Origin of the sequence: Mycetocola manganoxydans, assembly GCF_003667545.1 — a bacterium.
Classification (GTDB): Bacteria; Actinomycetota; Actinomycetes; order Actinomycetales; family Microbacteriaceae; genus Mycetocola_A; species Mycetocola_A manganoxydans.
In genome coordinates this window covers 73,411-96,500 of record NZ_RCUV01000008.1, presented here as the reverse complement: position 1 = coordinate 96,500, position 23,090 = coordinate 73,411, and the positions used below count along the sequence as shown (strand labels likewise).

Annotated in this window: 16 protein-coding genes and 1 pseudogene; 10 read left to right on the top strand and 7 right to left on the bottom strand. The window is 63.8% G+C overall.

Annotated features, from left to right (window positions below; all coding sequences use genetic code 11):
• Window positions 1–186: 186 nt before the first annotated feature.
• Window positions 187–426, bottom strand: a complete 240-nt coding sequence (locus D9V29_RS08535; RefSeq protein WP_308428565.1) for a hypothetical protein — start codon at window positions 424–426, stop codon at window positions 187–189.
• Between the two features lie 281 nt (window positions 427–707).
• Here D9V29_RS08535 and D9V29_RS08530 point away from each other — a divergent pair, with 281 nt between their 5' ends.
• The 9 genes and pseudogenes from D9V29_RS08530 (at window position 708) to D9V29_RS08490 (ending at window position 15,041) form a co-directional block, all read left to right on the top strand.
• Window positions 708–1,163, top strand: coding sequence for a hypothetical protein (locus D9V29_RS08530; protein ID WP_121672905.1), 456 nt, complete (start codon window positions 708–710; stop codon window positions 1,161–1,163).
• Between the two features lie 174 nt (window positions 1,164–1,337).
• Window positions 1,338–3,857, top strand: coding sequence for a heavy metal translocating P-type ATPase (locus tag D9V29_RS08525; protein ID WP_121673027.1), 2,520 nt, complete (start codon window positions 1,338–1,340; stop codon window positions 3,855–3,857).
• Window positions 3,858–3,906: 49 nt separating this feature from the next.
• Complete coding sequence (locus tag D9V29_RS08520) at window positions 3,907–6,324, top strand: phosphoketolase family protein (protein ID WP_121672904.1); 2,418 nt, start codon at window positions 3,907–3,909, stop codon at window positions 6,322–6,324.
• Between the two features lies 1 nt (window position 6,325).
• A complete protein-coding gene (locus D9V29_RS08515) occupies window positions 6,326–9,586 on the top strand; it encodes a beta-phosphoglucomutase family hydrolase (protein ID WP_121672903.1) in 3,261 nt (1,086 codons plus the stop codon).
• Window positions 9,583–10,626 (top strand): type II glyceraldehyde-3-phosphate dehydrogenase, encoded by a 1,044-nt coding sequence (locus tag D9V29_RS08510; protein ID WP_220699938.1) that lies wholly within the window; start codon window positions 9,583–9,585, stop codon window positions 10,624–10,626. Before D9V29_RS08515 ends, D9V29_RS08510 begins: the two co-directional genes overlap by 4 nt.
• Window positions 10,623–10,946 (top strand): DUF2933 domain-containing protein, encoded by a 324-nt coding sequence (locus D9V29_RS08505; RefSeq protein WP_121672901.1) that lies wholly within the window; start codon window positions 10,623–10,625, stop codon window positions 10,944–10,946. Before D9V29_RS08510 ends, D9V29_RS08505 begins: the two co-directional genes overlap by 4 nt.
• On the top strand, window positions 10,943–12,589 hold the full coding sequence (locus D9V29_RS08500) for an ABC1 kinase family protein (RefSeq protein WP_121672900.1): 1,647 nt from the start codon (window positions 10,943–10,945) through the stop codon (window positions 12,587–12,589). The genes D9V29_RS08505 and D9V29_RS08500 overlap by 4 nt, the downstream gene beginning before the upstream one ends.
• Window positions 12,582–13,584: pseudogene (locus D9V29_RS08495) on the top strand (L-lactate dehydrogenase). The gene D9V29_RS08500 and the pseudogene D9V29_RS08495 overlap by 8 nt, the downstream one beginning before the upstream one ends.
• Window positions 13,584–15,041 (top strand): DHA2 family efflux MFS transporter permease subunit, encoded by a 1,458-nt coding sequence (locus D9V29_RS08490; RefSeq protein ID WP_121672899.1) that lies wholly within the window; start codon window positions 13,584–13,586, stop codon window positions 15,039–15,041. The pseudogene D9V29_RS08495 and the gene D9V29_RS08490 overlap by 1 nt, the downstream one beginning before the upstream one ends.
• A 901-nt stretch (window positions 15,042–15,942) precedes the next feature.
• Here the strand turns inward: D9V29_RS08490 and D9V29_RS15125 are convergent.
• From D9V29_RS15125 to D9V29_RS08460, 6 genes are all read right to left on the bottom strand, one after another.
• Window positions 15,943–16,638 carry a YHS domain-containing protein gene (locus D9V29_RS15125; RefSeq protein ID WP_147436244.1) on the bottom strand — a complete coding sequence of 232 codons (696 nt, stop codon included), beginning with the start codon at window positions 16,636–16,638 and terminating at the stop codon, window positions 15,943–15,945.
• Window positions 16,616–18,127: a multicopper oxidase family protein gene (locus tag D9V29_RS08480; RefSeq protein ID WP_121672897.1), complete on the bottom strand. Its 1,512-nt coding sequence runs from the start codon at window positions 18,125–18,127 to the stop codon at window positions 16,616–16,618. Before D9V29_RS08480 ends, D9V29_RS15125 begins: the two co-directional genes overlap by 23 nt.
• A 239-nt stretch (window positions 18,128–18,366) precedes the next feature.
• Entirely contained in the window at window positions 18,367–18,630 is a 264-nt protein-coding gene (locus tag D9V29_RS08475; RefSeq protein WP_121672896.1) for a hypothetical protein, read from the bottom strand.
• A 128-nt stretch (window positions 18,631–18,758) separates the two neighbouring features.
• Window positions 18,759–19,631 (bottom strand): prolipoprotein diacylglyceryl transferase, encoded by an 873-nt coding sequence (gene lgt, locus D9V29_RS08470; protein WP_121672895.1) that lies wholly within the window; start codon window positions 19,629–19,631, stop codon window positions 18,759–18,761.
• Between the two features lie 351 nt (window positions 19,632–19,982).
• Window positions 19,983–20,444, bottom strand: coding sequence for a DUF6153 family protein (locus D9V29_RS08465; protein WP_147436243.1), 462 nt, complete (start codon window positions 20,442–20,444; stop codon window positions 19,983–19,985).
• A gap of 9 nt (window positions 20,445–20,453) precedes the next feature.
• Entirely contained in the window at window positions 20,454–20,639 is a 186-nt protein-coding gene (locus D9V29_RS08460) for a hypothetical protein (protein ID WP_121672893.1), read from the bottom strand.
• A 328-nt stretch (window positions 20,640–20,967) separates the two neighbouring features.
• On the opposite strand from D9V29_RS08460, the gene D9V29_RS08455 reads away from it, so the two are divergent.
• Window positions 20,968–23,082, top strand: a complete 2,115-nt coding sequence (locus tag D9V29_RS08455; protein ID WP_373294812.1) for a heavy metal translocating P-type ATPase — start codon at window positions 20,968–20,970, stop codon at window positions 23,080–23,082.
• The last annotated feature ends 8 nt before the right edge of the window (window positions 23,083–23,090 follow it).

The following is a 23,090-nucleotide window of genomic DNA, read 5'->3' as shown; positions in this document are numbered from 1 at the left end:
ATCTGGGTGCTGTTGCGTCGGGGCAACAGCACCCAGATCGCGACCGTCACTGAAATGGATGTCGCTGCATCGTCTCTCTGGTGACCCGATGTGTCCACACACCCTTGGGACGCGATACGCCCGCCGCCCAAAAAAGGGGTACGGTCACTAGTTTCCGGTCTCTTTCCGGTCGGCATGCATCCGCAGCTATATACCGGCGGGACTACTCGTCTTGGTGCCGGTTGCGTCTTTGAGGCTGGCGGCGTCTTTCACTGCTGCAGGGGGAAGACCCAGCCTCGAACGCTCGGCCGCCTCGAGGTTAGCGTACGCAGCGCGCTCCGTCCGGTCCGCACGGATGATCCCGCGCATGACGAAGAAGAAGGCCGCACCAACGAGAATCGTCGGGATGACCGACCACAAGGCGTTCAACCAGTAATTGTCAATCACGGCTCAACGATACCGGCGAAACCGACGGTCAGCGATAGTAATGCTCTCGACGACGCCGGAAACCAGCAGCTACCCGACAACACCCCACGCACGGCGAGGGAGACGGCGATCATTGGGTTCAAATCGGAGCGCGCCCAGGCTTGAACTGAACTTGGATTGCGGACGGAGGGGGCTCGATAACCCGGGCATTTTGTTTTCTGGCGAAGATGACCCGGGTGAGGATAGGATGACCTCGAAAGCGGACACATTTGAAAGCTTTCTGCAACGGACGGGGGAGAAGAATGGCCCGGTTGCTGCGACGGCAAGATCTCTCGTGGAGCTCCCTAGCAATCATCGCTGCCGTCCTTGCGTTCGTTGTCATCACCGCGATCTCTGGCATGGGGGTGATATCGGGGGAGGAAGTGAGTTCCACCTCGCACTCGCTCGTGTCGTCTCCGGACGATTCCGAAATCGCGACCGCCCAGTATGACCTGTCCACGGAGGATGCTCTGGTGGACCAAGACCGGGCCGATGGGAAGTTGGTTCCTGCGGGTTCTATCCACTGCCCCGCCGGTGTTGGCGCATTCGGATCATGTCTGGACCTGATTTCTGCCGCTGTTTTTCCAGAAACCGTCCTCAGCGAGACCGATGATCTTGGATTGGCGGCGATAGCGATTCCATGCATCAAGATGCCTACGAATTTTGGTGTGTCGGTGTATCGCGTATCCCTCCTCCAGCTTTCTGTCAGTCGGACGTAGGACGCCTGACTGCAGCCCTCTGGCCGGTGACCGGGGTGCGCCGCAGTAATACGCCACCGTCCGGTCAATCCGACATTTTCCCCCTGCCACTGAGCCAGCGAATACATGTCCGCCGAGAGCGGCGGTCTGAAACCGGTGCCTGGCTCATTCGGCTATAGAAAAGGTTGTATGCGCATGAGTGAAAAGACACAGACCGCGATTATGGAAGTGGTGGGGGTCCATTGGGCCTCGTCGAAGTCCGTCGCGGAAGCAACCCTGTCCCGACGGCCAGGTGTGTTGAGAGTGGAAGTGAACCCGGTCTCACAGACCGCGAACGTGACCTTCGACCCCGATCTGACGTCCATTGCTGACCTGGCCGGGTGGGTTCGCGACTGCGGCTATCATTGCTCCGGCCAGTCAGTGCCGGACCACATCTGTGACCCGATGCACGGCGGCGCTTCCGGCGCGCGGGAGCATGCGGGTCACGGCACGGCCGGACACCACCCTCAGGCGCCTGAAGAGCATTCCGGCTATAACCGAGCCGCAGTCAGGGATTCACCGACGATGACCCATGCCGGCGACGCTGGTACCCCGGCGCACCAGGCGGGTACCGAGGCCCATGCGGGCCACGGTCAGCCTGTCACCCGGGATGCGCAGGAAGTTATGGGTCACGGGGGCGGCCATGGCATGTCGATGGAGTCCATGATTCGTGACATGCGGAACCGGTTCCTTGTCGCGGTCATCCTCTCGGTACCGATTACTCTGTGGTCTCCGATCGGACGTGAGGTGATCGGGTTCACTGTCCCGGCCCCGTTCGCCCTGCGTGACGACGTGTTCGCATTGATCCTTTCCCTGCCGGTCATTTTTTACTCGGCGTGGATTTTCTTCGATGGTGCTTATCGGGCGCTGAAGGCTCGGACACTGGACATGATGGTCCTTGTCGCGGTCGGCGTGGGAGCTGGCTGGCTTTACAGCCTGATTGTCACCTTGACCGGCGGCGGCGAGGTGTTCTATGAAGCGGCTACCGTGCTGGCCACGTTCGTGTTGTTGGGTCATTGGGTCGAGATGCGGGCCAGGGGCGGGGCCAATGACGCCGTCCGGACGCTGCTCGAACTGGCGCCCTCCAAGGCTCTGGTGATCCGCGACGGGGAACCGGTTGAGGTGCCGACCTCCGAAGTGATGCCGGGTGATTTGATGCTTGTGCGTCCGGGGTCGAAGGTGCCCACTGACGGGGTCGTCGAGGACGGCGAGTCGGAGATCGATGAGTCCATGGTCACCGGGGAAAGTTTGCCGGTGGCCAAGTCGTCAGGGTCGGACGTGATCGGTGCGTCGGTGAACACCACCGGCACCCTGCGGGTTCGTGCTACGAAGGTCGGTGCGGATACCGCGCTTGCGCAGATCGTGGCCCTGGTGCAAGAGGCTCAGAACTCCAAAGCGCCGGGCCAACGCTTGGCCGATCGGGCCGCGTTCTGGTTGGTCCTGGTGGCCCTGATCGGCGGATCTGCCACCTTCCTTGCCTGGTGGCTGGCCGGCGCGAGTGTCGCGCAGGCGATCCTTTTCGCCATCACAGTTGTCGTGATCACCTGCCCCGATGCTCTGGGCCTGGCCACTCCGACGGCGATCATGGTTGGTACCGGGCTAGGCGCCAAACGCGGTGTTCTGTTCAAGAACGCCACCGCCTTGGAAACCGCCGCCCGCATCGACACCGTGGTAATAGACAAGACCGGCACTCTGACCAAGGGTGAGCCGGAAGTTACAGACTTCATCGCCCACGGTATCGACGAGGACGAACTACTCGCTCTCGTCGCGGCTGTGGAACGCGAATCCGAGCACCCTCTCGCTGGCGCCGTCGTCAACTATGCCGTGGCTCGCAGCGTACCTTCCGCGACGGCCGATGCTTTTCGTAACGTGCCCGGCCACGGCGCAGGTGCGACCGTGAACGGGAGGAAGGTTTTCGTCGGGAACCGCAAACTGATGGTCGCTGAAGGCATCGACATCGCACCGGTAGCCGAGGAGCGGGAAACCCTCGCCTCAACCGGCCGTACGGCTGTCCTGGTAGCTGTTGACGGCAAAGCCGTCGGTGTGATCGCCTTGGCCGACGCCGCCCGCGAGACAGCGGCCCCCGCCGTTGCGGCCATGCATGAGGCCGGTATCGAGGTGGTCATGCTTACCGGTGACAACGAGGCAACCGCGAAACGCATTGCCGCGCAACTCGGCATCGATACTGTCATCGCGGAAGTGCTGCCCGGGGACAAATCCGCGAAGGTGTCGGAGTTGCAGGCGGCGGGCAAGCGGGTTGCGATGGTCGGCGACGGCGTTAATGACGCCCCAGCGCTGGCGCAGGCCGACCTGGGCATCGCGATCGGGGCTGGCACCGACGTCGCGATTGAAACCGCCGATGTTGTGCTGATGCGTTCCGATCCGCTGGATGTGCCGATTGCGCTGCGGATCGGCAAGGGGACGGTGCGCAAGATGCGCCAGAACCTCGGCTGGGCGATCGGTTATAACGTCATCGCCCTGCCGATCGCCGCCGGTGTCTTCTACCCTGCCTTCGGCATCATGCTCAGTCCGGAAATCGCCGCCATCTCGATGTCCGGTTCCAGTGTCATCGTTGCCGTCAACGCCCTGCTGCTCAAGCGGTTGCGTCTGCCCGAACCCGTAGAGCCGACCGGCAGCCTTGCCAAGGCCGAGCCGGCACCGATCGGCACCCGATGAACACGGTCGCAACCGTGGGACGCTCTCACCTTCACCGACAGGAGATCTTATGACTAACCACCCGACGTCGCCGGGCCCGGTGCCCGTCCTCGCTCCCGATCAACTCAAGCGCGTCCATGCCTGGTGGCGGGCGGCCAACTATCTGTCCGTAGGTCAGATCTACTTGATGGACAATCCGCTGCTGCGCGAGCCGCTGCTGCCGGAGCACATCAAACCACGACTGCTGGGGCACTGGGGGACAACTCCCGGGCTGAACTTCATCTACGCGCATTTGAACCGGGCCATCATGGAACGGGACCTGGACATGATGTACATCATGGGTCCCGGCCACGGCGGTCCCGGACCCGTTGCGGCTGCTTGGTTGGAAGGCAGCTACAGCGAAACCTACCCGAACGTGTCCCAGGATGCGGCCGGGATGAAGCTGTTGTTCCACCAGTTTTCCTTCCCCGGCGGCATTCCCAGTCACGTCGCCCCGGAAACCCCCGGCTCCATCCACGAAGGCGGAGAACTGGGCTATGCCCTCTCCCACGCATATGGGGCAGCCTTCGACAACCCGGATCTGATCGTCGCCGCTGTCGTCGGCGACGGTGAGGCTGAAACAGGACCGCTCGCCGCGAGCTGGCATTCGAATAAGTTCATCAACCCGGCCCGTGACGGTACCGTACTTCCGATCCTTCACCTGAACGGCTACAAGATTGCGAACCCGACCATTCTGGACCGGATCGACCGGGACGAACTGGACGGGCTGCTGCGCGGCTACGGTCACACCCCGTACTACGTCGAGGGCGAAGATCCGGAACAGATGCATCAAGACTTCGCCAGGATCCTGGATGCCTGCCTGACTGAGATCCGGGAGATCAAGCGCCGTGCGCGCGAGGACGGCCGGACCGAAAGGCCCCGCTGGCCAATGATCGTGCTCCGGTCCCCCAAGGGATGGACCGGGCCAGCAGAAGTCGACGGGCAGAAGGTCGAGGGCTCCTGGCGCTCTCACCAGGTGCCTTTTAGTACCGCACGCGACAACGACGCCCACCGGCAGGTGCTGGAGGGTTGGCTGCGCAGCTATCGTCCCGAGGAGCTCTTCAATGAAACCGGCGCTCCGGTGGAAGCGATCCGCACGCTGCACCCGGAAGGGACACGGCGTATGAGTGCCAACCCGCACGCGAACGGCGGCATGCTGCTACGAGACTTGCGGATGCCCGACTTCCGGGACTACGCCGTTCCGGTCACCGAGCCGGGTACCGGCGCGGTGGAGAGCACCCGCGTCCTCGGAGAGATGTTGCGGGACGTGGTGACACGGAACATGGATAACTTCCGGGTCTTCGCACCGGATGAGAACAACTCGAACCGGTTGGGGTCGGTGCTCGAGGCGACAGATCGGGCATGGAACGCCCGGACCGTTCCGGAGGATGATCACCTGGCCCGTGACGGTCGGGTGATGGAGATCCTCTCCGAACACACGTGCCAGGGCTGGCTGGAGGGATACCTCCTCTCCGGCCGGCACGGGTTCTTCTCCTGTTACGAGGGGTTCGTCCACATCGTTGACTCAATGTTTAACCAGCACGCCAAATGGTTACACACCACCAACGGCATCGAATGGCGTCGGCCGGTCGCGTCGCTGAACTATCTGTTGACCTCTCATGTCTGGCGGCAGGACAACAACGGTTTCTCACACCAGGATCCGGGCTTCATCGACCACGTGATCAATAAGAAGCCCGAGGTGATCCGCGTGTATCTCCCACCGGACGCCAACACGTTGTTGTCCGTGGCCGATCATTGCCTGCGCAGCCGCCAGTACGTCAATGTGATCGTGGCAGGCAAGCAGCCCCAGCTGCAATTTTTGGATATGCCTTCAGCTATCGTGCATTGCACCAAAGGCATCGGTGTTTGGGACTGGGCGAGTTCGGACGCGGACGTTGAAGCTGATGTCGTGATGGGCTGCGCCGGGGACGTCCCGACGATGGAAACACTCGCCGCCGTTGACATCCTGCGCTCCCACTTCCCGGACCTGCGAATTCGAGTGGTCAACGTCGTGGACCTGATGCGGTTGCAAGACGACGCCGAAAATCCTCATGGTTTGCCGCATCGCGATTTTGATGCGCTGTTCACTGCGGACAAGCCGGTAATCTTCGCCTACCACGGCTACCCGTGGCTAATTCACCGGCTTACTTACCGGCGCACCAACCACCACAATTTCCATGTCCGCGGTTACAAGGAGGAAGGCACCACAACCACCCCGTTCGACATGTGCGTGCTTAACCAGATTGACCGTTTCAACCTAGCTATCGACGTCATTGACCGGGTGCCGCGGCTGCAGGGAACTTCGGCGCACGTGCGAGAGGAGCTCAAGAACAAATTGGTCGCGCACAGCGAGTACATCCGTGTGCACGGGGAGGACATGCCCGAGATCAGGAACTGGCAGTGGTCTCCGAACCAGCCGTCGGAAGAAACAACCGAAGAGCCCGTTTAGCATGAACCAGGCAGTGCACGGTGGTGAACTTCGTTCGCGTGATAGGGACCGGCATGGTGCGGCTCTGCCCTACGGCGCGGTCCTGTTCGATATGGACGGGGTGGTCACCCAGACGGCCACCGTGCATGCGGCGGCGTGGAAGCAGCTCTTCGATGAGGTACTCGCGGACGATCGACTGTCCGGAGCCGCCGAAGCCAGGCCATTCGACGAGGACGCGGATTATCGGCGTTACGTCGACGGCCGACAGCGGGAGGACGGGGTGGTCGCATTCCTTGCCTCGCGCGGCGTCGACGTTCCTGTCGGCGATCGGGACGACGGGCCGGAGGTGTGGTCCGTCCACGGGTTCGGCGCCCTCAAAAACGCCCTGTTTCTTGACGCCCTTAACCGCAATGGCATTCGTGCATACCCAGGGACCGTCGCACTACTGGGTCGCCTGCGCGACGGAGGTATCCCCGTCGGTCTCGTCACCGCCAGCCGCAATGCTCGCGCCCTGCTGCACGCTGCGGGCCTGGAGGCGGAATTCGACGTGATCGTCGACGGCCAAGTCGCCGAAGAACTGATTTTGCCGGGCAAGCCGGAGCCGGCGATGTTCCTCGAGGCTGCCCACCGGCTCGGCGTATCACCCCAGAATGCCGTGGTTGTCGAGGACGCGGTATCCGGTATCCAGGCCGGTCGCAGCGGCGGCTTCGGGCTGGTTGTCGGGGTCGACCGTGCCGGGCATCGGGAACAACTGGAGCTAGCGGGGGCCGATATCGTCCTGGGTGACGTTTCGGAGCTTGATCTGGGCGCCTCGCGCACCGATCCCTGGACACTTGTCTACGTCGGATTCGATCCGGCGCATGAGGGCCACCGGGAAGCGTTGACGGCTCTGGGCAACGGGTACATGGCAACGCGCGGTGCGCGTCCGGAGCGTGATGATGACGGCATCCATTATCCCGGCACATATCTGGCCGGTATCTTCAACCGAACGGTGGCCACTCAACACGGCCGCGAACTGGAAGAAGAGCATCTCGTCAACATCCCCAACTGGCTGCCGGTGGACGTTCGCATCGGTGAGGGTCCGTGGTGGTCAACCGGCGACGGCGAAGTCTCGGAGGAGCGAACAGAACTCGATCTGCGACGGGGTGTGCTGACCCGCAGGGCGACGCTGGTCGGGCCGGAGGGGGAACGGCTCGTCGTCGTCCAACGGCGGCTGGTCTCCATGCATAATCCCCATCTGGCAGCACTCGAGACGACCTTCACAGCTCACGGTTTCAGCGGGGCGGTGGGCGTCCGTGTCGGCGTCGACGCAGGCGTGGTGAACAGCAATGTTCGCACGTACGCGGGCACTCGGCATTTCGCGGACCCGGTATTCACGAAGACGGAGAGCAATATCGTGCTCTGCGAGGTGTGGACCAGCCAGAGCCGCATCGGCGTCGCCCTTGCCGTGAGGACAACGTTCGACGAGGGCGCACCGGTGGCGATCCATGAAGCTGAGAATGTCGGCGGATGGTACCGCCAGAGTTTCGACCTGCAGGTGACTGACGGGCGGCCGGTCACGATGGTCAAGATCACAGCCGTTGTGACCTCCCGCGATGGCGCCATCTCTTCTCCGGCAACCGCCGCGTTGGCGGAGCTATCCCGGAACGACGGCACCTTCACCGCGCTGCTGGCGGAACACCATGCGGCATGGCGGCGCCTCTGGCACCGGTTCGGGATCACCATCGACGCCGACCGGCAATCCCAACTCGTCCTTAACCTTCACGTGTTCCACCTGCTGCAGACGATCTCCGCGCACACCGCTGCCCTGGATGCCGGGGTGCCGGCTCGCGGCCTGCACGGGGAAGGATACCGGGGCCACATCTTCTGGGACGAACTTTTCGTGTTTCCCGCGATCGGGCTGCGCCTTCCACAGGTCAGCCGTGCGCTGTTGGAATACCGCTGGCGCAGACTCGACACCGCGCGGGCGAGCGCCCGGAAGCAGGGTCTCAAGGGGGCGCTTTTCCCTTGGCAGAGCGGCAGCGATGGGAGGGAGGAGACTCCGAACCAGTTGTACAACGCGCGGTCAGCCCGGTGGATGCCGGATAATTCCAGCCGCCAGCGCCATGTTGGGCTGGCCGTGGCCTACAACGCGTGGCAGCACTTCCAGGCCACGGGCGACCGCGATTGGTTGGCGGCCCGGGGCGCTGAACTGATTGTCGAGGTGATACGGATGTTCGCCTCGCTTGCCGAACGGGATCCGGAAACGGACAGATACCACATCGCTGGCGTGATGGGGCCCGATGAGTACCATGACGGGTATCCGGACTCGCCTGGGGCTGGCTTGCGCGATAACGCCTACACGAATGTGCTGGTCTCCTGGGTCTGCGATCGCGCCGCCGACGTCCTGCGGGAACTTGACGGCCATCCCGGCGATGATCTCGCCGACCGGCTGGGCATCACGCCGGAGGAGGTTAGCCAGTGGTCCCGGCTCGGCGGTCGGCTCGCCGTCCCTTTCCACGCTGATGGAATCCTGAGCCAGTTCGACGGTTACGAAGACCTCCTCGAGCTGGACTGGCCGGGCTACCGGGCGAAATATGGCAACATCGGGCGGCTGGACTTGATCCTCGAAGCCGAAAACGACGCGACGAATCGGTACAAGCTGGCCAAACAGGCGGACGTGCTGATGCTGATCTACCTTTTGGGGCCTGCCGGCGTGACGAACCAGTTGCACCGGCTCGGCTACCAGTTCAGCGAGCCGGAGTTGGAACGCACGGTGGAGTACTACCTCGCCCGCACCGCCGACGGTTCCACCCTCAGCCGCGTCGTGCACGCCTCGGTGCTGTCCCGATTCGACGAAGCCCGAGCCTGGTCCGTCTTCCGAGAGGCGCTGGTCGCGGACTTGGATGATACCCAGGGCGGCACCACACGGGAGGGCATCCATCTGGGGGCCATGTCAGGGACGGTCGACATCATAATGCGGGCCTTCGCTGGGCTGCAGACCGACGCGGATGCGCTGACTTTCGACCCGCGGCCGCCCGTCCACCTGGGAAGGGCCGGGTTCCAGGTGCAGTACCGCGGCCACCTGATCGACGTGTCCATGAGCGCTGAAAACCTGTCGATCCGGGTACAGCTCGGCAGCGCACCCCCGGTCCGCATCGGCGTCACAGGAACCTACGTGATGCTCGCCGGTGGGGAGGGTGAGGATTTTGCCCTGCCATCCGCGAACGGCCGGAACGTGCCGGTAACAGCCAACAAGGAAAACAACGCACCCGCGAAAAGGAAGAGCACCCAGTGGATATGACCAGAGTGGCCGTCAACGGATACGGAGTGATCGGCAAGCGGGTCGCCGATGCCGTCAAACTTCAGCCGGATATGGAGTTGGTGGGTATCGCTGATATCGCGACCGACTGGCGCATTAAGACCGCGGCCGGTCGTGCACCGATCTACGCCGCAACCACCGAGGCGGCGGGCGACATGAGAGCAGCAGGCGTCGACGTTGCAGGAACCCTGCAGGATCTCCTCGGCCGCGTCGACATCGTGGTGGACACCACCCCGAAGCACATCGCCGCTGGGAACATCGAGCGCTACCGGCAGGCCGGCGTGAAGTTCGTGCTCCAAGGCGGTGAGTCGCACAAAACGACGGGGCACTCCTTTGTGGCGCAGGCGAATTACGACAGCGCACTCGGACGGGAGAGCACCCGGGTGGTGTCCTGTAACACCACGAGTATCGTCCGAATCCTCGGCGCGCTGCGGGACGCGGGTCTCCTGCTCAAAGCGCGAGGGGTGCTGATCCGCCGCGCCACCGACCCTTGGGAATCGCACCTCGGCGGCATCATGAACACCATGGTCCCAGAGCCGAGTATTCCGTCCCACCAGGGCCCGGACGCGCAGACCGTCCTACCGGACCTGGACCTCGTTACCATCGCGGCGAAGGGTGCTCACACGCAGACGCACAATCACTACTGGACGCTACAGCTGACGCGGGAAGCCACACGCGAAGAGGTGCTGGACGCCTTCCGTGCCGCCCCGCGCATCGCCTTCATCCGGATCTCCGACGGTCTCGTCGCTCTGAACTCCACCATCGAACTCATGCGGGACCTTGGCCGGCCCCGGGGTGACATGTGGGAGGTGGCGCTTTGGGAGGACCTCGTGACCGTGAACGGGGACGAGGTGTATCTGACCTACCAGGTCTTCAACGAGGCCATCGTGGTTCCCGAGACGATCGACGCCATCCGGGCGCTGACCGGCCTCGCACCCGATGCGGCGGCATCGATGGCGATCACCGACGCAACCTTCGGGATGCGCAAGAGTTTCCTCGAGACCCCCGGAGCCGCCTCGTGAGTATCGAGCTTCCGCACCATGACCACTCCAGCGCCGAACCCGAACAGCCGCGGGAACCGGCTGATCGGGCAGCGCGGGTTCCAGCATCGATGTGGATCATCCTCGCGCTGGCCGTCGCTGGGATCGCTGTTTACCTCATGGTTGACCATTGGCCGCACGTCCTTGCCGCTGTGCCGTATCTGGGGATCGTCGCGGTCGTCGCCATGCACGTGTTCGGTCATGGCGGTCATGGCGGCTCTGGTGGTACCGGTACGCACGGGAACCATGGTGGACGGAGCAAGCCAGGCGCAGCTGGCGGACCGGCAACGAGGCAGAAGTGAACAACCACCGTTCCCGCTACGAGTACATCGCAGAGACGCTGGCGCGCCACGGGCTCGGTTTCCTCGCCGGGTGGACGGGCCTCGACAGGTTCGTCCCGTTCCACCACGGCGCCTTTGGACACGAGCGGAGGGAGGAGCCGTACCGGACCGCCGAGCACCTGCGCCTCGCTCTGGAGGAACTGGGGCCAACCTTCATCAAGCTCGGCCAGCTGCTTTCCACCAGGCCGGACCTCGTTCCCCCCGAGTACGCCGAGGAGCTCGCGAAGCTCCAGGACTCCGCACCCCCAGTGCCGCTTGAGGACATCCGGGAGGCGATCCGCCAGGAGCTGGGGGCGGAACCCGAACAGCTGTTTGCCGAGTTCGACCCCGAACCGCTCGCAGCCGCCTCTATCGGGCAGGCGCACACGGCGATGCTCTCCGACGGTACGGCGGTGGTGGTGAAGGTGCGCCGTCCAGGTGTCGTCGCGCAAATCGAGGAGGATCTCGACATCCTGCAGAATCTGGCCGTCAGAGCCGCGCGTCGCTGGGAGCTTGCCAGCGACTACGACCTGCCGGGGATCGCGCAGGAGTTCGCCGCCTCGATCCGTGCCGAGGTCGACTACCTCCGCGAGGGGCGCACCGCGGAGCGGTTCGCCGCGAACTTCGCGGGCACCGACGTCACCATCCCAAGGATCTTCTGGGACACCAGCACATCGCGGGTTCTAACTATGGAGAGGATGCGCGGCATCAAGATCGACGACCTTGCTGCCCTGGATCGCGCGGGGATCGACCGCAAGGTCCTTGCGCAGCGGGGTGCGGACGTCGTGCTGAAGATGATTTTCGATGATCGCTTCTTCCACGCGGACCCTCACCCCGGGAACATGTTCGTGCAGAGCGACGCGACCATCGCGCTGATCGATTTCGGCATGATCGGTGAGGTGGGTGAGGAGCTGCAAGAGCAGCTCACCGACTTCCTGATCGCCTTCACCAGAGGGGACGCAGACGGGCTCGGTGCCGCGCTCGTCGGACTCTCCGTCCGGAAGGAACTGGTCGATCGGGAGCGACTTCGCGCCTCCCTCACCACGTTCGTGTCGCTGTACCATGGCCGGTCGCTTGGTGAGATCAGCATGGGGCAGCTGATGACGCAGCTGCTCAACGTGCTTCGGGAGCAGCACCTGCAGCTGCCGGCCCAGGTCGCGGCACTGTTCAAGGTGCTGATCATGATCGAAGGCATCGGTGTCCGCCTGGACCCGGACTTCGACTTGGTGGAGGCTCTGACTCCGTACTCGAAGCGGCTGCTGCAACAGCGGCTCTCACTGCTGGAGGTCGCTAAGCGGCTGGCAGGAGCCTCCGCGGACGCCGGCGAGTTGCTCGTGGAGTTGCCGGGGCGGCTGCGCCGGTTGCTGGCGGGGATGGATTCGACCGGCATTCAGGTGCACCTGCGGGCGGCGGAGCTCGAACCGCTGGTGGGGCGGACGGAGCGGATCGGGAACCGGTTGGTCGCCGGTATGGTCGCCGCAGCGCTGATCAACGGTGTCGGGGGACTCGTCGCGGGAGACCGAAGGTGGCGGTCGTGGGAGAACGCGATGATCGGCGTTGGTGTCAGTGTGGCAGGGGCGCTGAGCGGATATTTACTGTGGACGGCCCGGCGGCGCCGTGGCTGAGCCGACCCTTTGGGAGACCGTCAGCGGGGAGCGGAAGAGGAGGAGCGGGACGTCCAAGCTCGGCATTGTCGGCGCCGGTTCTGTTGGGACGTCGCTGGCCTATGCCGCTCTTCTGCGGCAGAGCGCAAGCGAGATTGCCCTCTTCGACATTCAGTCGGCTCGGGTCGAAGCCGAGGTGCTCGACCTCACCCACGGATCGCTCTACGCGGGGTCGTCGCGGGTATTCGGGGGGGAGCGACCCGGGTATCCTTGCGGGAGCGGATGTCGTGGTGGTCACCGCGGGCGCTAAACAGCAGCCTGGCCAATCCCGGCTGGAGCTCGCCGCCGTTAACGCGCAGATGTTGCAGGCCCTGATGCCGGTCCTCGTGACGCATGCACCCGATGCGGTGTACGTGATCGTCACCAACCCCGCCGATGTGCTCACCGTCGTGGCCCAGCGGCACAGCGGCCTGCCGTTCTCCCGGGTTTTCTCCTCGGGAACCGTCCTCGACTCCTCACGACTGAAATGGGAGCTTTCCATGGCGACGGGGGCGGCTCCCTCGAGCGTGCACGCCATGATCCTCGGCGAACACGGCGATTCCCAGTTCCCGCTTTGGTCTCAGGCGAGGGTGGGCCCGGTGCCGCTCCGGGACTGGGAGCCGCTAGGCCGGAAGCCGCTAGGGCAGCTGGAGCTCGACCGGATCGCGGCATCTGTGAAGGGTGCCGCCGGGCGGGTGATCGCGGGCAAAGGCGCCACCAACTATGCGATCGGCCTCGCAGCGGTCAGGGTCGTCGAGGCGGTTCTCGGTGATGAGCGGGCCATCCTGCCGGTGAGTTCCGTACTTCAGGGCTACCGGGGGATCACCGGCGTGGCGCTGTCGGTGCCCGCGGTGGTCGGTTACGCGGGGATCTCCCGAGTGCTGGAGGTGCCGATGGATGATGGCGAACACGCGCTCCTGCAGGCTTCGGCCGGTGTTGTAGCGGATGCACTTGACGCCCTGAATGTGGGGACCTGATGAGCCGGAGCACCGCCGCCCAGAAGGAAGGCCCTGAGGACGCGTCGCTCCCGCTCCGCGCACGCTGGAGCATGTTGACCGCGCTCAGCCTCGTGACCTTCCTCCTGCTCGCCGACGACACCGCCCTGTCGGTGGCGCTACCTTCCATCCAGCAGGAGTTCGGCGTCGGGCTGGACGCACTCCAATGGATAGTGAACGCCTACACGCTCTCGATCGCCGCGTTCACCCTGCTGGGCGGCCGCCTCGCCGACCGGCACGGTGCCGGGCGCATTTTCCTCCTGGGACTAGCCGTCTTCGTCGCGGGATCACTAATTGGCGGTCTGGTTAGGGACGCCCCGAGCCTTATCGGTGCTCGTGCCCTGCAGGGGCTTGGCGCCGCCCTCGTAGCACCGGCGGCGCTGGCCCTCATCGCCACCGCGTTCCCGGCGCGCCAGCGCGGTGTCGCGCTGGGAGTCTGGGCAGGGGTGTCAGCTAGTGCACTCGGCATTGGCCCGCTGTTCGGCGCGGTGGTGAACGACTCGTTCGGCTGGCCTTGGATTTTCCTCCTGAACGTGCCGCTCGGCGCCCTTGCTTGGCTCGTCACACGGCTGGTCTTGCCGCAATCCCAGCCTGCCCCGGTGCGCAAGCGTATCGATCCTGTGGGGGTGCTCCTCTCGGCGATCGCGCTCGTCGGGCTGGTGCTTGCCGTGAATCAGTCGAGCAACGGAGAGTGGTTCTCACCACCAGTCGTGATCCTCACCGCAATCACCATCGCGTCTTCGGTGCTCTTCGTCGTGCATGAGCGGCGGACCCGTCAGCCGCTCGTGGACCTCGCGCTCTTCCGCAGCCGCGTCTTCACCGGTGCGATCCTCGTCACCCTGCTCTCCACTGCCGTCATGTGCAGCCTGTTCTACTTCCTCGCCCTGTACCTGCAGACCGTGCTCGGGCTCTCGTCCCTCGAGGCGGCGCTCAGCCTCCTTCCGCTGACCATCACGATCGTCCTCGTGGCGCCGATCGCCGGCCTGCTCGCGGACCGATTCACCGGCCGGACCATCGTCACGGCCGGGATGCTGCTGCTCGCTGCAGGCCTGATCGGCCTCGGCACCCTCGGCCTCGGCGCCGATGCAGGTGCCCTCGCGTTCTGGCTCGCCCTCGCCGGCGTGGGCATCGGGATCGCACGGACCCCCACCACGGCGGCGGCCCTCGGCTCCGGTGTCGGTTCCGAGTACGGTATGGCGGCTGGGGTCCTCAACTCGGTCCAGGCCACCGGGCTCGCTCTCGGGATCGCGGTGATGAGCGTGATCATCGGCTCGTCGTTCGGGCCGAACGCCGCGTTCGATCGGGACTTCGACGCAGCTCACCACGCCGCGTTCCTTGAGGGGCTTTCGATCGCGCTCACGCTCAACGCTGGCATCGCCGTTGTGGCGGCCGCCCTGGCCGCCGTTCTCATGCGCCCCGGGCCGCAGCGAGGGACTTGATGGCGGGCCGCGCATTGACCGCGCCGGGCTTCCGTCGAGGTCGCAGTTCAGCGAGCGGCTGGGGCCGTCCCTGTAGGAGGGGCCTCGCCTTAGTCCGCTGCCAGCGGCAGGAGACGCGCTCAGAGCCGAACCGATGACGCTGATGATGCACAGCAAGTTCGCTCAGACGCAGTAAAGCTTGCCGGAGATCCCGGCGACACCTACCGGGCAGACGGCCGCGGGGCGACCGCCGAGAACGAGGCCCTGCACGACGAGAGTTGAGAGCGACAACTATGTCAGCCTCGTACCCTGGAAACCCCAACTTTCGACCGCGCACCCGTACAGGCCCGAATGGCAAACCCCCAAACAAGTAAACGGCTTTTTCCGAGCCACCCGCAAGATGCCGGTCGTTCGTCTCGCGGCCCTTATCGGGCTGCGCCTCTACCCAACGGCGGCATGTTCCCACACGCTCATGGCTCTCGTAGCGGTTTCTGGCTCCATTTGCTGCACCCCTCAGCCCGCCGGTCACGCCGGTCTTCTGGATCGCTGGTGAGGGCGACGGTGTGGGTCGGTGGTAGGCAACATCAGATGAGGGAGTACGATCGCGGGCATGAAGGTGACCGTGATTCGGAGCGGCGGTTTCGCCGGCATCCCTCGGCGTTGGCAGGTGTCCGTCGAGGAAGAGCCGGACGAGTCGTGGCTGGCGCTATTACGCGCGCTGCCGTGGGGCGAGCTCCCGCAAGTCGCCCGTCAGCCCGATCGGTACGTGTACCGGATCAACTACGGTCCTGACGGTCCCGACCCGCACGAGGCCCTGATCCCCGAGCTCCCTCACGGCTGGCCCATCCGTCGTCGGCCAAGGAGGAGTAGTCGCCACCGGTCCTACGGCCTCATTTTCTCCTCAAGGTCCCTATCGCGGGTATCAGTGTGCCGCGTGGGGGTGGCCGTAGCGGTGGGGGTCCGCGTCGAACTTTTCGGCGCAGCCCGCCGAGCAGAAGTAGAACCTGGCGCCGTCGTGTTCGCGGGTGGCGGCGGCCGTCTTCGGGTCGATAGTCATCCCGCAGACAGGATCGGTGACAAACGTCGCGTTGTCGGTGGGCGACTCGTCCTGGTGTGACATGGGGTTCTCCTTGGGGTCTTCCTGGTTAACGATCTCGACCACCCGGTCGGTGGTCAAGGGGTGTGTGGTGGCGGCAAGCTTGGGGGTGAATCGACGCAGCCGGTAGGAGTTGGAGACGAATGACAGTGGTGACAGCCCCGTTGCCGAGGCGCCGATCATCGGGCTGAGCATCACCCCGAACGCTGCGCAACATCCGGCGGCGAGGGGATGCCGACTGCGTTGCAGCCAAACTGCTGTGACCAGCTTCTGCCGGATGTTGCGCATGGTGGCGGGATCGATCGCAGTGGCCAGGCCAGCCTGGCTTCCCGAGGTCAACGTGATGTCGCGCCGACACGCCCGGTTCCGACTTGGCGGGGATCGAAGCCGCGGTGGTGGGTTGTCGCCGGTCATCATCATCACACCGATTCCCCGGGCGACCAGGTCAGCGATCGCGGCAGCCGAACCGTCCTTGATCGTGTCTGTGACCCCGATGCGCTCACCCCGTGTAAGCAAAGACACCCATCATCCCGACTTCGCCGTGATAAATGTTGTGGCAGTGTGCGAGCCACCGGCCGGGGTTGTCCGCGTCGAAATCGACGGTGAGGGTGCGGTCGGGCAGCACGATTGAGGTGTCTTTGCGCGGTCCACCTCCGGCATGCTGGAATGTGTGCCCATGTAGGTGCATCGGATGCCACATCGAGGTGGTGTTAACGAAGTTGACCCGGACCCGCTCTCCTTCAGCGATCGAGTATGGCTTGATCATTGGATCATCCATCGTGAAAGGTCGGCCATCCAGTGACCAGTCGTACTTCTTCATGCTTCCCCTCAAACGGATCGTCAGCTCGCGGTCAGGCTTCTTGTTCGGCAGGACGACCTCACTCGCGGCACGCAGCCCGTCTGCCGTCGCCAACCGCCCGGTGATTTCGGAAACGGTGACGTTGCTAGCGGGCGTGGCCCCGGAACCGGTCCGGACGACGGCGAAGGCCCGCGCGTTCTTCCCTTCCGCTTCGGCCACGAATGCGAATGCGCCATCACCGAGGGTCACGATGACGTCGTAGCGTTCCCCCATCCCCACGAGTACTGAATCAACGTCGAGGGGTTCTACCGGGAAACCGTCGGTGTGTGTGACAGTCAGCGTGTGCCCAGCGAGGGCCACCCGGAACGCCGTATCGCCGCCTGCGTTGATCATGCGGATGCGCACGCGTTTCCCCGGTGCAGACGTGTACGTTTCAGGGTCGGCCGGGGGGCGTCCGTTGATCAGGTAGTGCGGGTAATACACGTCGCCCGCGTCGCCACCCAGCGCGTCCGATTCGGCGCCCATGAGTGTGTTGCCCATCCGCATCATCATTCCCTCCATCCCGGCCATCTCCTTCATCCCCTTGGAGAGTTCCGCCAACACCTCCTCAGGCGTTGCAGTGACGCCATCGAGCCAGTCGTCGAGGATTACCACCCATTCGTCGTCGTAGGCCAGCGGCTCCCTCGGGTCTTCGATAATGAGGGCGCCGTAGAGACCGCGATCTATTTGGGTGCCCACGTGGGGGTGGAACCAGTAGGTCCCGGGGTGGGGGGCGGTGAACCGGTAGCGGAACGAGGATCCTGCCGCGATGGCGTCTTGGGTGAGGTTCGGTACACCGTCCATGTCGTTACGCAGTGCAAGCCCGTGCCAGTGGACCGTAGTTGCGTCGGGCAGCGTGTTCTGGATGGTGGCGTCGAGTTCGTCTCCCTGGGCCAAGCGGATGATGGGTGCCGGGATTGATCCGAAGCTCCAGGTCTGCGCAGATGTGCCGGCCAGATCAATGGCTCCGGTGCTGGCACGCAGCGCGACTTTGGTGGTCGCCCCGGTCGCTTTTCGGGCCGCCTCAGTTTTTGCAACGCGCGCTGATGTGGGCGAAAGAAACGCTGGAGTCGGCGTGCACCCTGCTAGGGCGAGCAGTGCCGCCCCGGACAGACCCGCACTGAGGAAGGTGCGTCGGCTGAGTTGCTGCCGGAGCGAAATCGAGTTTGGCATGGGGGTGTTCCTTCGGTTGTGATGCGGGTTGGGTATGCGAATGAGGTGAGATGAGGTCGGCCAGGGCTCATGATGAGCGGCTTTCTTCCACGTCACTTTTGGGATGAGCGTCGACAGAATTAGTTGGTCGGAGAGTTCGCCGACGGTCCGCGTTGCCGCACGTCCTTCGTCGAGCACCAGGTGGTCGGTGCTGGTCAAAGTTGACCTCGCCGATTGAAGTTAGGGGATTCTTCGTCGGCCTATGAAGACTTGGGTCGTTTTCGCCCGGCAAGAATCGCGCCGAGCATGGCGAGAAGACCGCCGGCGGGGTACCCCACGGCGAGGTCGAGCCATCCACCCGGCTGGCCGGGCCCGAAGGCTTCAAGATGGGCTAGCCAATGGATGAACACGACGATGACACCAGCGAGCATCATTGCCTTGCCGATACGCACCAGTCGCCGATGAAGCCGCCAACTTCGTTCTGCATCTGAGGTTGGACTGTCTGGGTTCTTCTTGGTAGACATTGATCTGGTTCCTTTCGGGAGATTTCGAGCACGTTGCTACGGTTGGGAAACGGAGTGCGGGTTTCGGGGAGACAGCCAGGTTCCGGGCTGATGAACGAGGCCAACCCGCAACTCGGCAAGCGGTAGATTCATCGAGATATCCTGTCGGCTTCGCGCCCTGAACCCGGCGATCGCGGAGCGGAGTCCGATCTGGCCAGGGTGCGGTGTGCATACGCTGCGATGATGATCACCCCGAGCACGGCGACGGTACCGGCGGTGATGATGTTGATTTTGACGCCGAGAAGTTCGAGCTCGGTGGGGTCCAGGCGGAAGCTTTCGAACCAGGCTCGCCCGGCTCCATACCAGATCAGGTAGGTACCGATGGCGAACCCCTCCCGGCGGCGGGCGAGCCGTTCGACCAGGAGGATGACGGCGACGCCCGTGAGATTCCAGAGCATCTCGTACAGGAACAGAGGATGGAAAAGCGTTTCGCTGGGAAGGCCAGGAGGGAACGCGGGACTGCTCTGGTCGATCTCCAAGCCCCAGGGGAGTGTTGTGGGTGCGCCAAAAAGTTCCTGGTTGAAATAGTTGCCGATTCGCCCGACTGCCTGAGCCACCAGGAGCCCGGGCGCCAGAGCATCCGCGACGGTGATGAAGGACACCCCGGCCCGGCGCGCACCGATCCAGACTCCGAGGGCGCCAAAAGTGATAGATCCGAAGATTGCTAAACCTCCCTCCCAGACATACAGCACTCTCCATAGGTCAGCGCCAGCGAAGAAGTAGTCGGCGGGGTGGGTGGCTACGTGGTAGAGCCGCCCGCCGATGATTCCGATTGGGACCGCCCAGAGGGCGATATCCAAGACGGTGTCGGGGTTCGTGCCCGACCGACGTAGTCGCCGGGCAGTGATCGCCGCGGCGACGATGATGGCGGCGATCATCAGGAGCGCGTAGAAGTGGATGCGCAGCGGGCCGATATCGAAATAGCTGATGTCGGGGCTGGGGATTGCGAGCGGGAGATTCATAACTTCCTCTGTAATGGGATCGAGGCCGAAGGATCGGTGTGACTCAGCGACGCTGTCGGTGATCGGGGAGTCGACGCTGACCAGTCGCGACAAACGGAGTTGCGGCGCGGCGGTTCGGCTCTCCCCTCTTGGACGAAGGCTGCGGGGATGACCTCGGTCGATCCCATCTACGGGATCGACCGAGGTGCTGGTATCAGGCCGGAGGGACGCTCTAGGGCGTGTTGAGGAGGTCTCTCATCGTGGCGATCTGCTGCGCCAAGCCCGGTGTATTCGGGTTCATCCCGGTCTCGAGCTCCAACACGGCGTCACCAGGGAGCGAGGTTCGCTCCGGCGTGGCCAATATGCAGCGGATCAGGTTCGGCTGATGGAGAGGACGTGAAGTGAGGGCGAAATCGGCGGCTCAAGAGCGGTCACCTTGGCGGCGAGAGACCTCAGCACGAGGTGGAACGTTTCCCACCTGAAGCGGAACAGGTGCAGGGTCAGAAGCACTAGCGAGACCAGCAGGGCAAACGCACAAGCCATCCCGACCATGTTGTCGTGCGCCGGACTGCAAACATCAGCGCAGGTGGGAGAAGCGACTGTCCCCTGCTCTGCAGCAGGAGAGGCATAGTCCGCCGCGCCAATGGTAGCTATGGAATACGCATTCCCTGCTACCGGCATGTTCTCGCCGATGAGGAAATGCATCGCGAGCAGCCCAACGACGACTGCCGGCACAGCGATCAAGCCGAATACGACGCGACGCCAGCTCGATCGTCGCTGACGGTCGAGAGCGTCCCCTTCGGTCGCGCTCTCCCCGCTTCTTCCGCTGAACACCCCGTCAGACTACCGGACTGAGCTGGACGGCGAACTGTCAGCAAGCACCGACCAGTGGGAAGCCGAGGCCGAAGACGCTGTTGCAGCTGAGGCGACGAAGACGTGGACCACGAGCCAGGCTGACTGCAGGGCCGGCGGCAGCGGGATGATCGCGACATAGAAGTCGACCGCGGCGATGCCGAGAAGAAACAGCACCAGCTCGGTGATGAATGTGCCGAGGACCCGCAGATCCCAATTCTCCGCAGGCCGACGAGATAAATCGCGGAATCCTCAGGGCCCCGGTCATGGCGAACTCGTACATATTCGCCAACGCGACCGGGCCCTGACCTTCTGTGGTTGATCCTTCTGCGCGTTTCGCTGAACTAGCGCTCTTGGTAGATACCCTTGGGGGGTATACGCTTAGGGCATGAACGAGCCTCAGCACACTCACGGAACACCTTCTTCCGCAGCCGAGAACCCACCTCGCACGCATGCAGAGATGGACCATTCAGCGATGGACCACTCAGAGATGGACCACTCAGAGATGGATCATTCGACGATGGACCATTCCGAGCCTGGAGGCGCTGGGGGAGCCCACAACGCTGGCTCGCATGCAGATCATGCGGGCGGCCATGGGGATCATGTCGGTCAGTTCCGGCGGTTGTTTTGGTTCATGCTGATTTTGGCTGTGCCGGTTGTCGCTTTCAGCGGCATGTTCGCGATGGTCCTCGGATACGAGCTGCCTGAGGTGAGTGGGGTGCAGTGGATTTCGCCGGTTCTTGGAACGGTGATGTATGTCTGGGGCGGGAAACCGTTTCTGGTAGGTGCGGTCAGTGAGATCAAGCAACGCAAGCCCGGGATGATGTTGCTCATCGGGCTTGCGATCACGGTCGCCTTCGTCGCATCCTGGGCCGCGAGCCTTGGGATTGTGGACCACGCCCTCGACTTCTGGTGGGAACTCGCTCTGCTGATCGTGATTATGTTGCTGGGCCACTGGATCGAAATGCGCTCACTGGCTCAAACGTCAACCGCATTGGAGTCCCTCGCTGCGCTGCTGCCAGATGAGGCAGAGCGGGTTGATGGAGATCAGGTGGTTACCGTCTCTCCGTCGGAACTCGTTGTCGGGGACCTGGTCATTGTGCGCCCGGGCGGACGTGTACCAGCCGATGGAAAGATTGAACAGGGAACAGCGGACGTCGACGAGTCCATGGTCACGGGCGAGTCCAGGCCAGTGAGCCGCGGTCCGGGCGATCAGGTTGTCGCCGGAACGGTGGCGACGGATACTGCACTTCGGATCAGAATTTCTGCGGTGGGGGATGACACAGCGTTAGCGGGCATTCAGCGTCTGGTTGCCGATGCGCAAGCATCATCCTCTCGTGCACAGCGACTGGCGGATACTGCTGCCGGGTGGCTTTTCTGGTTCGCTCTCGGCGCTGGCGCGATCACGGCTGTGGTGTGGAGCTTGCTCGGGTTCCCGGATGCGGCCGTCGTTCGCACGATTACCGTTCTTGTCATTGCGTGCCCGCATGCGCTGGGACTCGCGATTCCTCTTGTGGTTTCGATCGCTACGGAGCGCGCGGCGAAGGGTGGGGTCCTGATCAAGGACCGGCTGGCGCTGGAGAGCATGCGCACGGTGAACTCTGTCCTGTTTGATAAAACTGGAACTCTCACGAAGGGTGAGCCGGTCGTTTCGTCGGTCGAGACCGTTGGCGGGAGATCTGAAGATGAGGTTCTTGCGTTGGCGGCGGCGGCGGAGAGCGATAGCGAGCATCCTCTTGCCAAGGCGATCGTCGCGGCTGCGCGATCACGCAATCTGGCTATCCCTGCCGCGTCTGGATTCCGATCCTCACCCGCGGTGGGAGTGGTTGGCACTGTTGATGGTCAGGAAATCAGTGTGGGTGGCCCCTACATGTTGGAGCATCATGGGGTGCCGGAGTTGCCGGTGGCGGAGCGGTGGCGCAACGACGGGGCGATTATTCTGCATGTCCTTGCCGATGGGGACGTGATTGGCGCTTTCAAGCTGGCTGATGAGGTCAGGGAGGAATCTCGCCAGGCTGTTGATGCGTTGCATGCCTTAGGTATGCAGGTGGTCATGATCACGGGTGATGCGGAGGCGGTGGCCCATTCGGTGGCGGCCGAGTTGGGGATCGACCGTGTCTTCGCGGGAGTGCGTCCTGAGGACAAGGCTGAGAAGGTTGCCGAGCTGCAGCGCGAGGGACGGAAAGTGGCGATGGTTGGCGACGGCGTGAACGATGCGCCGGCGTTGGCCCAGGCAGACGTAGGAATCGCAATCGGTGCGGGGACCGACGTGGCGATCGCTTCAGCCGGCGTGATTCTTGCCAGCGACGATCCGCGCTCTGTGCTTTCCATCATCGAACTCTCACGGGCCAGTTACCGCAAGATGAAACAGAACTTGTGGTGGGCCGCCGGATACAACCTGATCTCTGTTCCTCTGGCCGCCGGAGTGCTCGCACCGGTCGGGTTCGTCCTGCCAATGTCAGTAGGTGCTATTTTGATGTCGCTCTCGACCATCGTGGTGGCCCTTAACGCTCAACTGTTGCGTCGTCTGGATCTGCGCCCGGAAACGAGCGTCGCATCGATACTGGGTCAGCCCTCCGCGGCGACCAGCGCATCGATACCGGTGCGAACAAGTTCGTGAGACGGCGC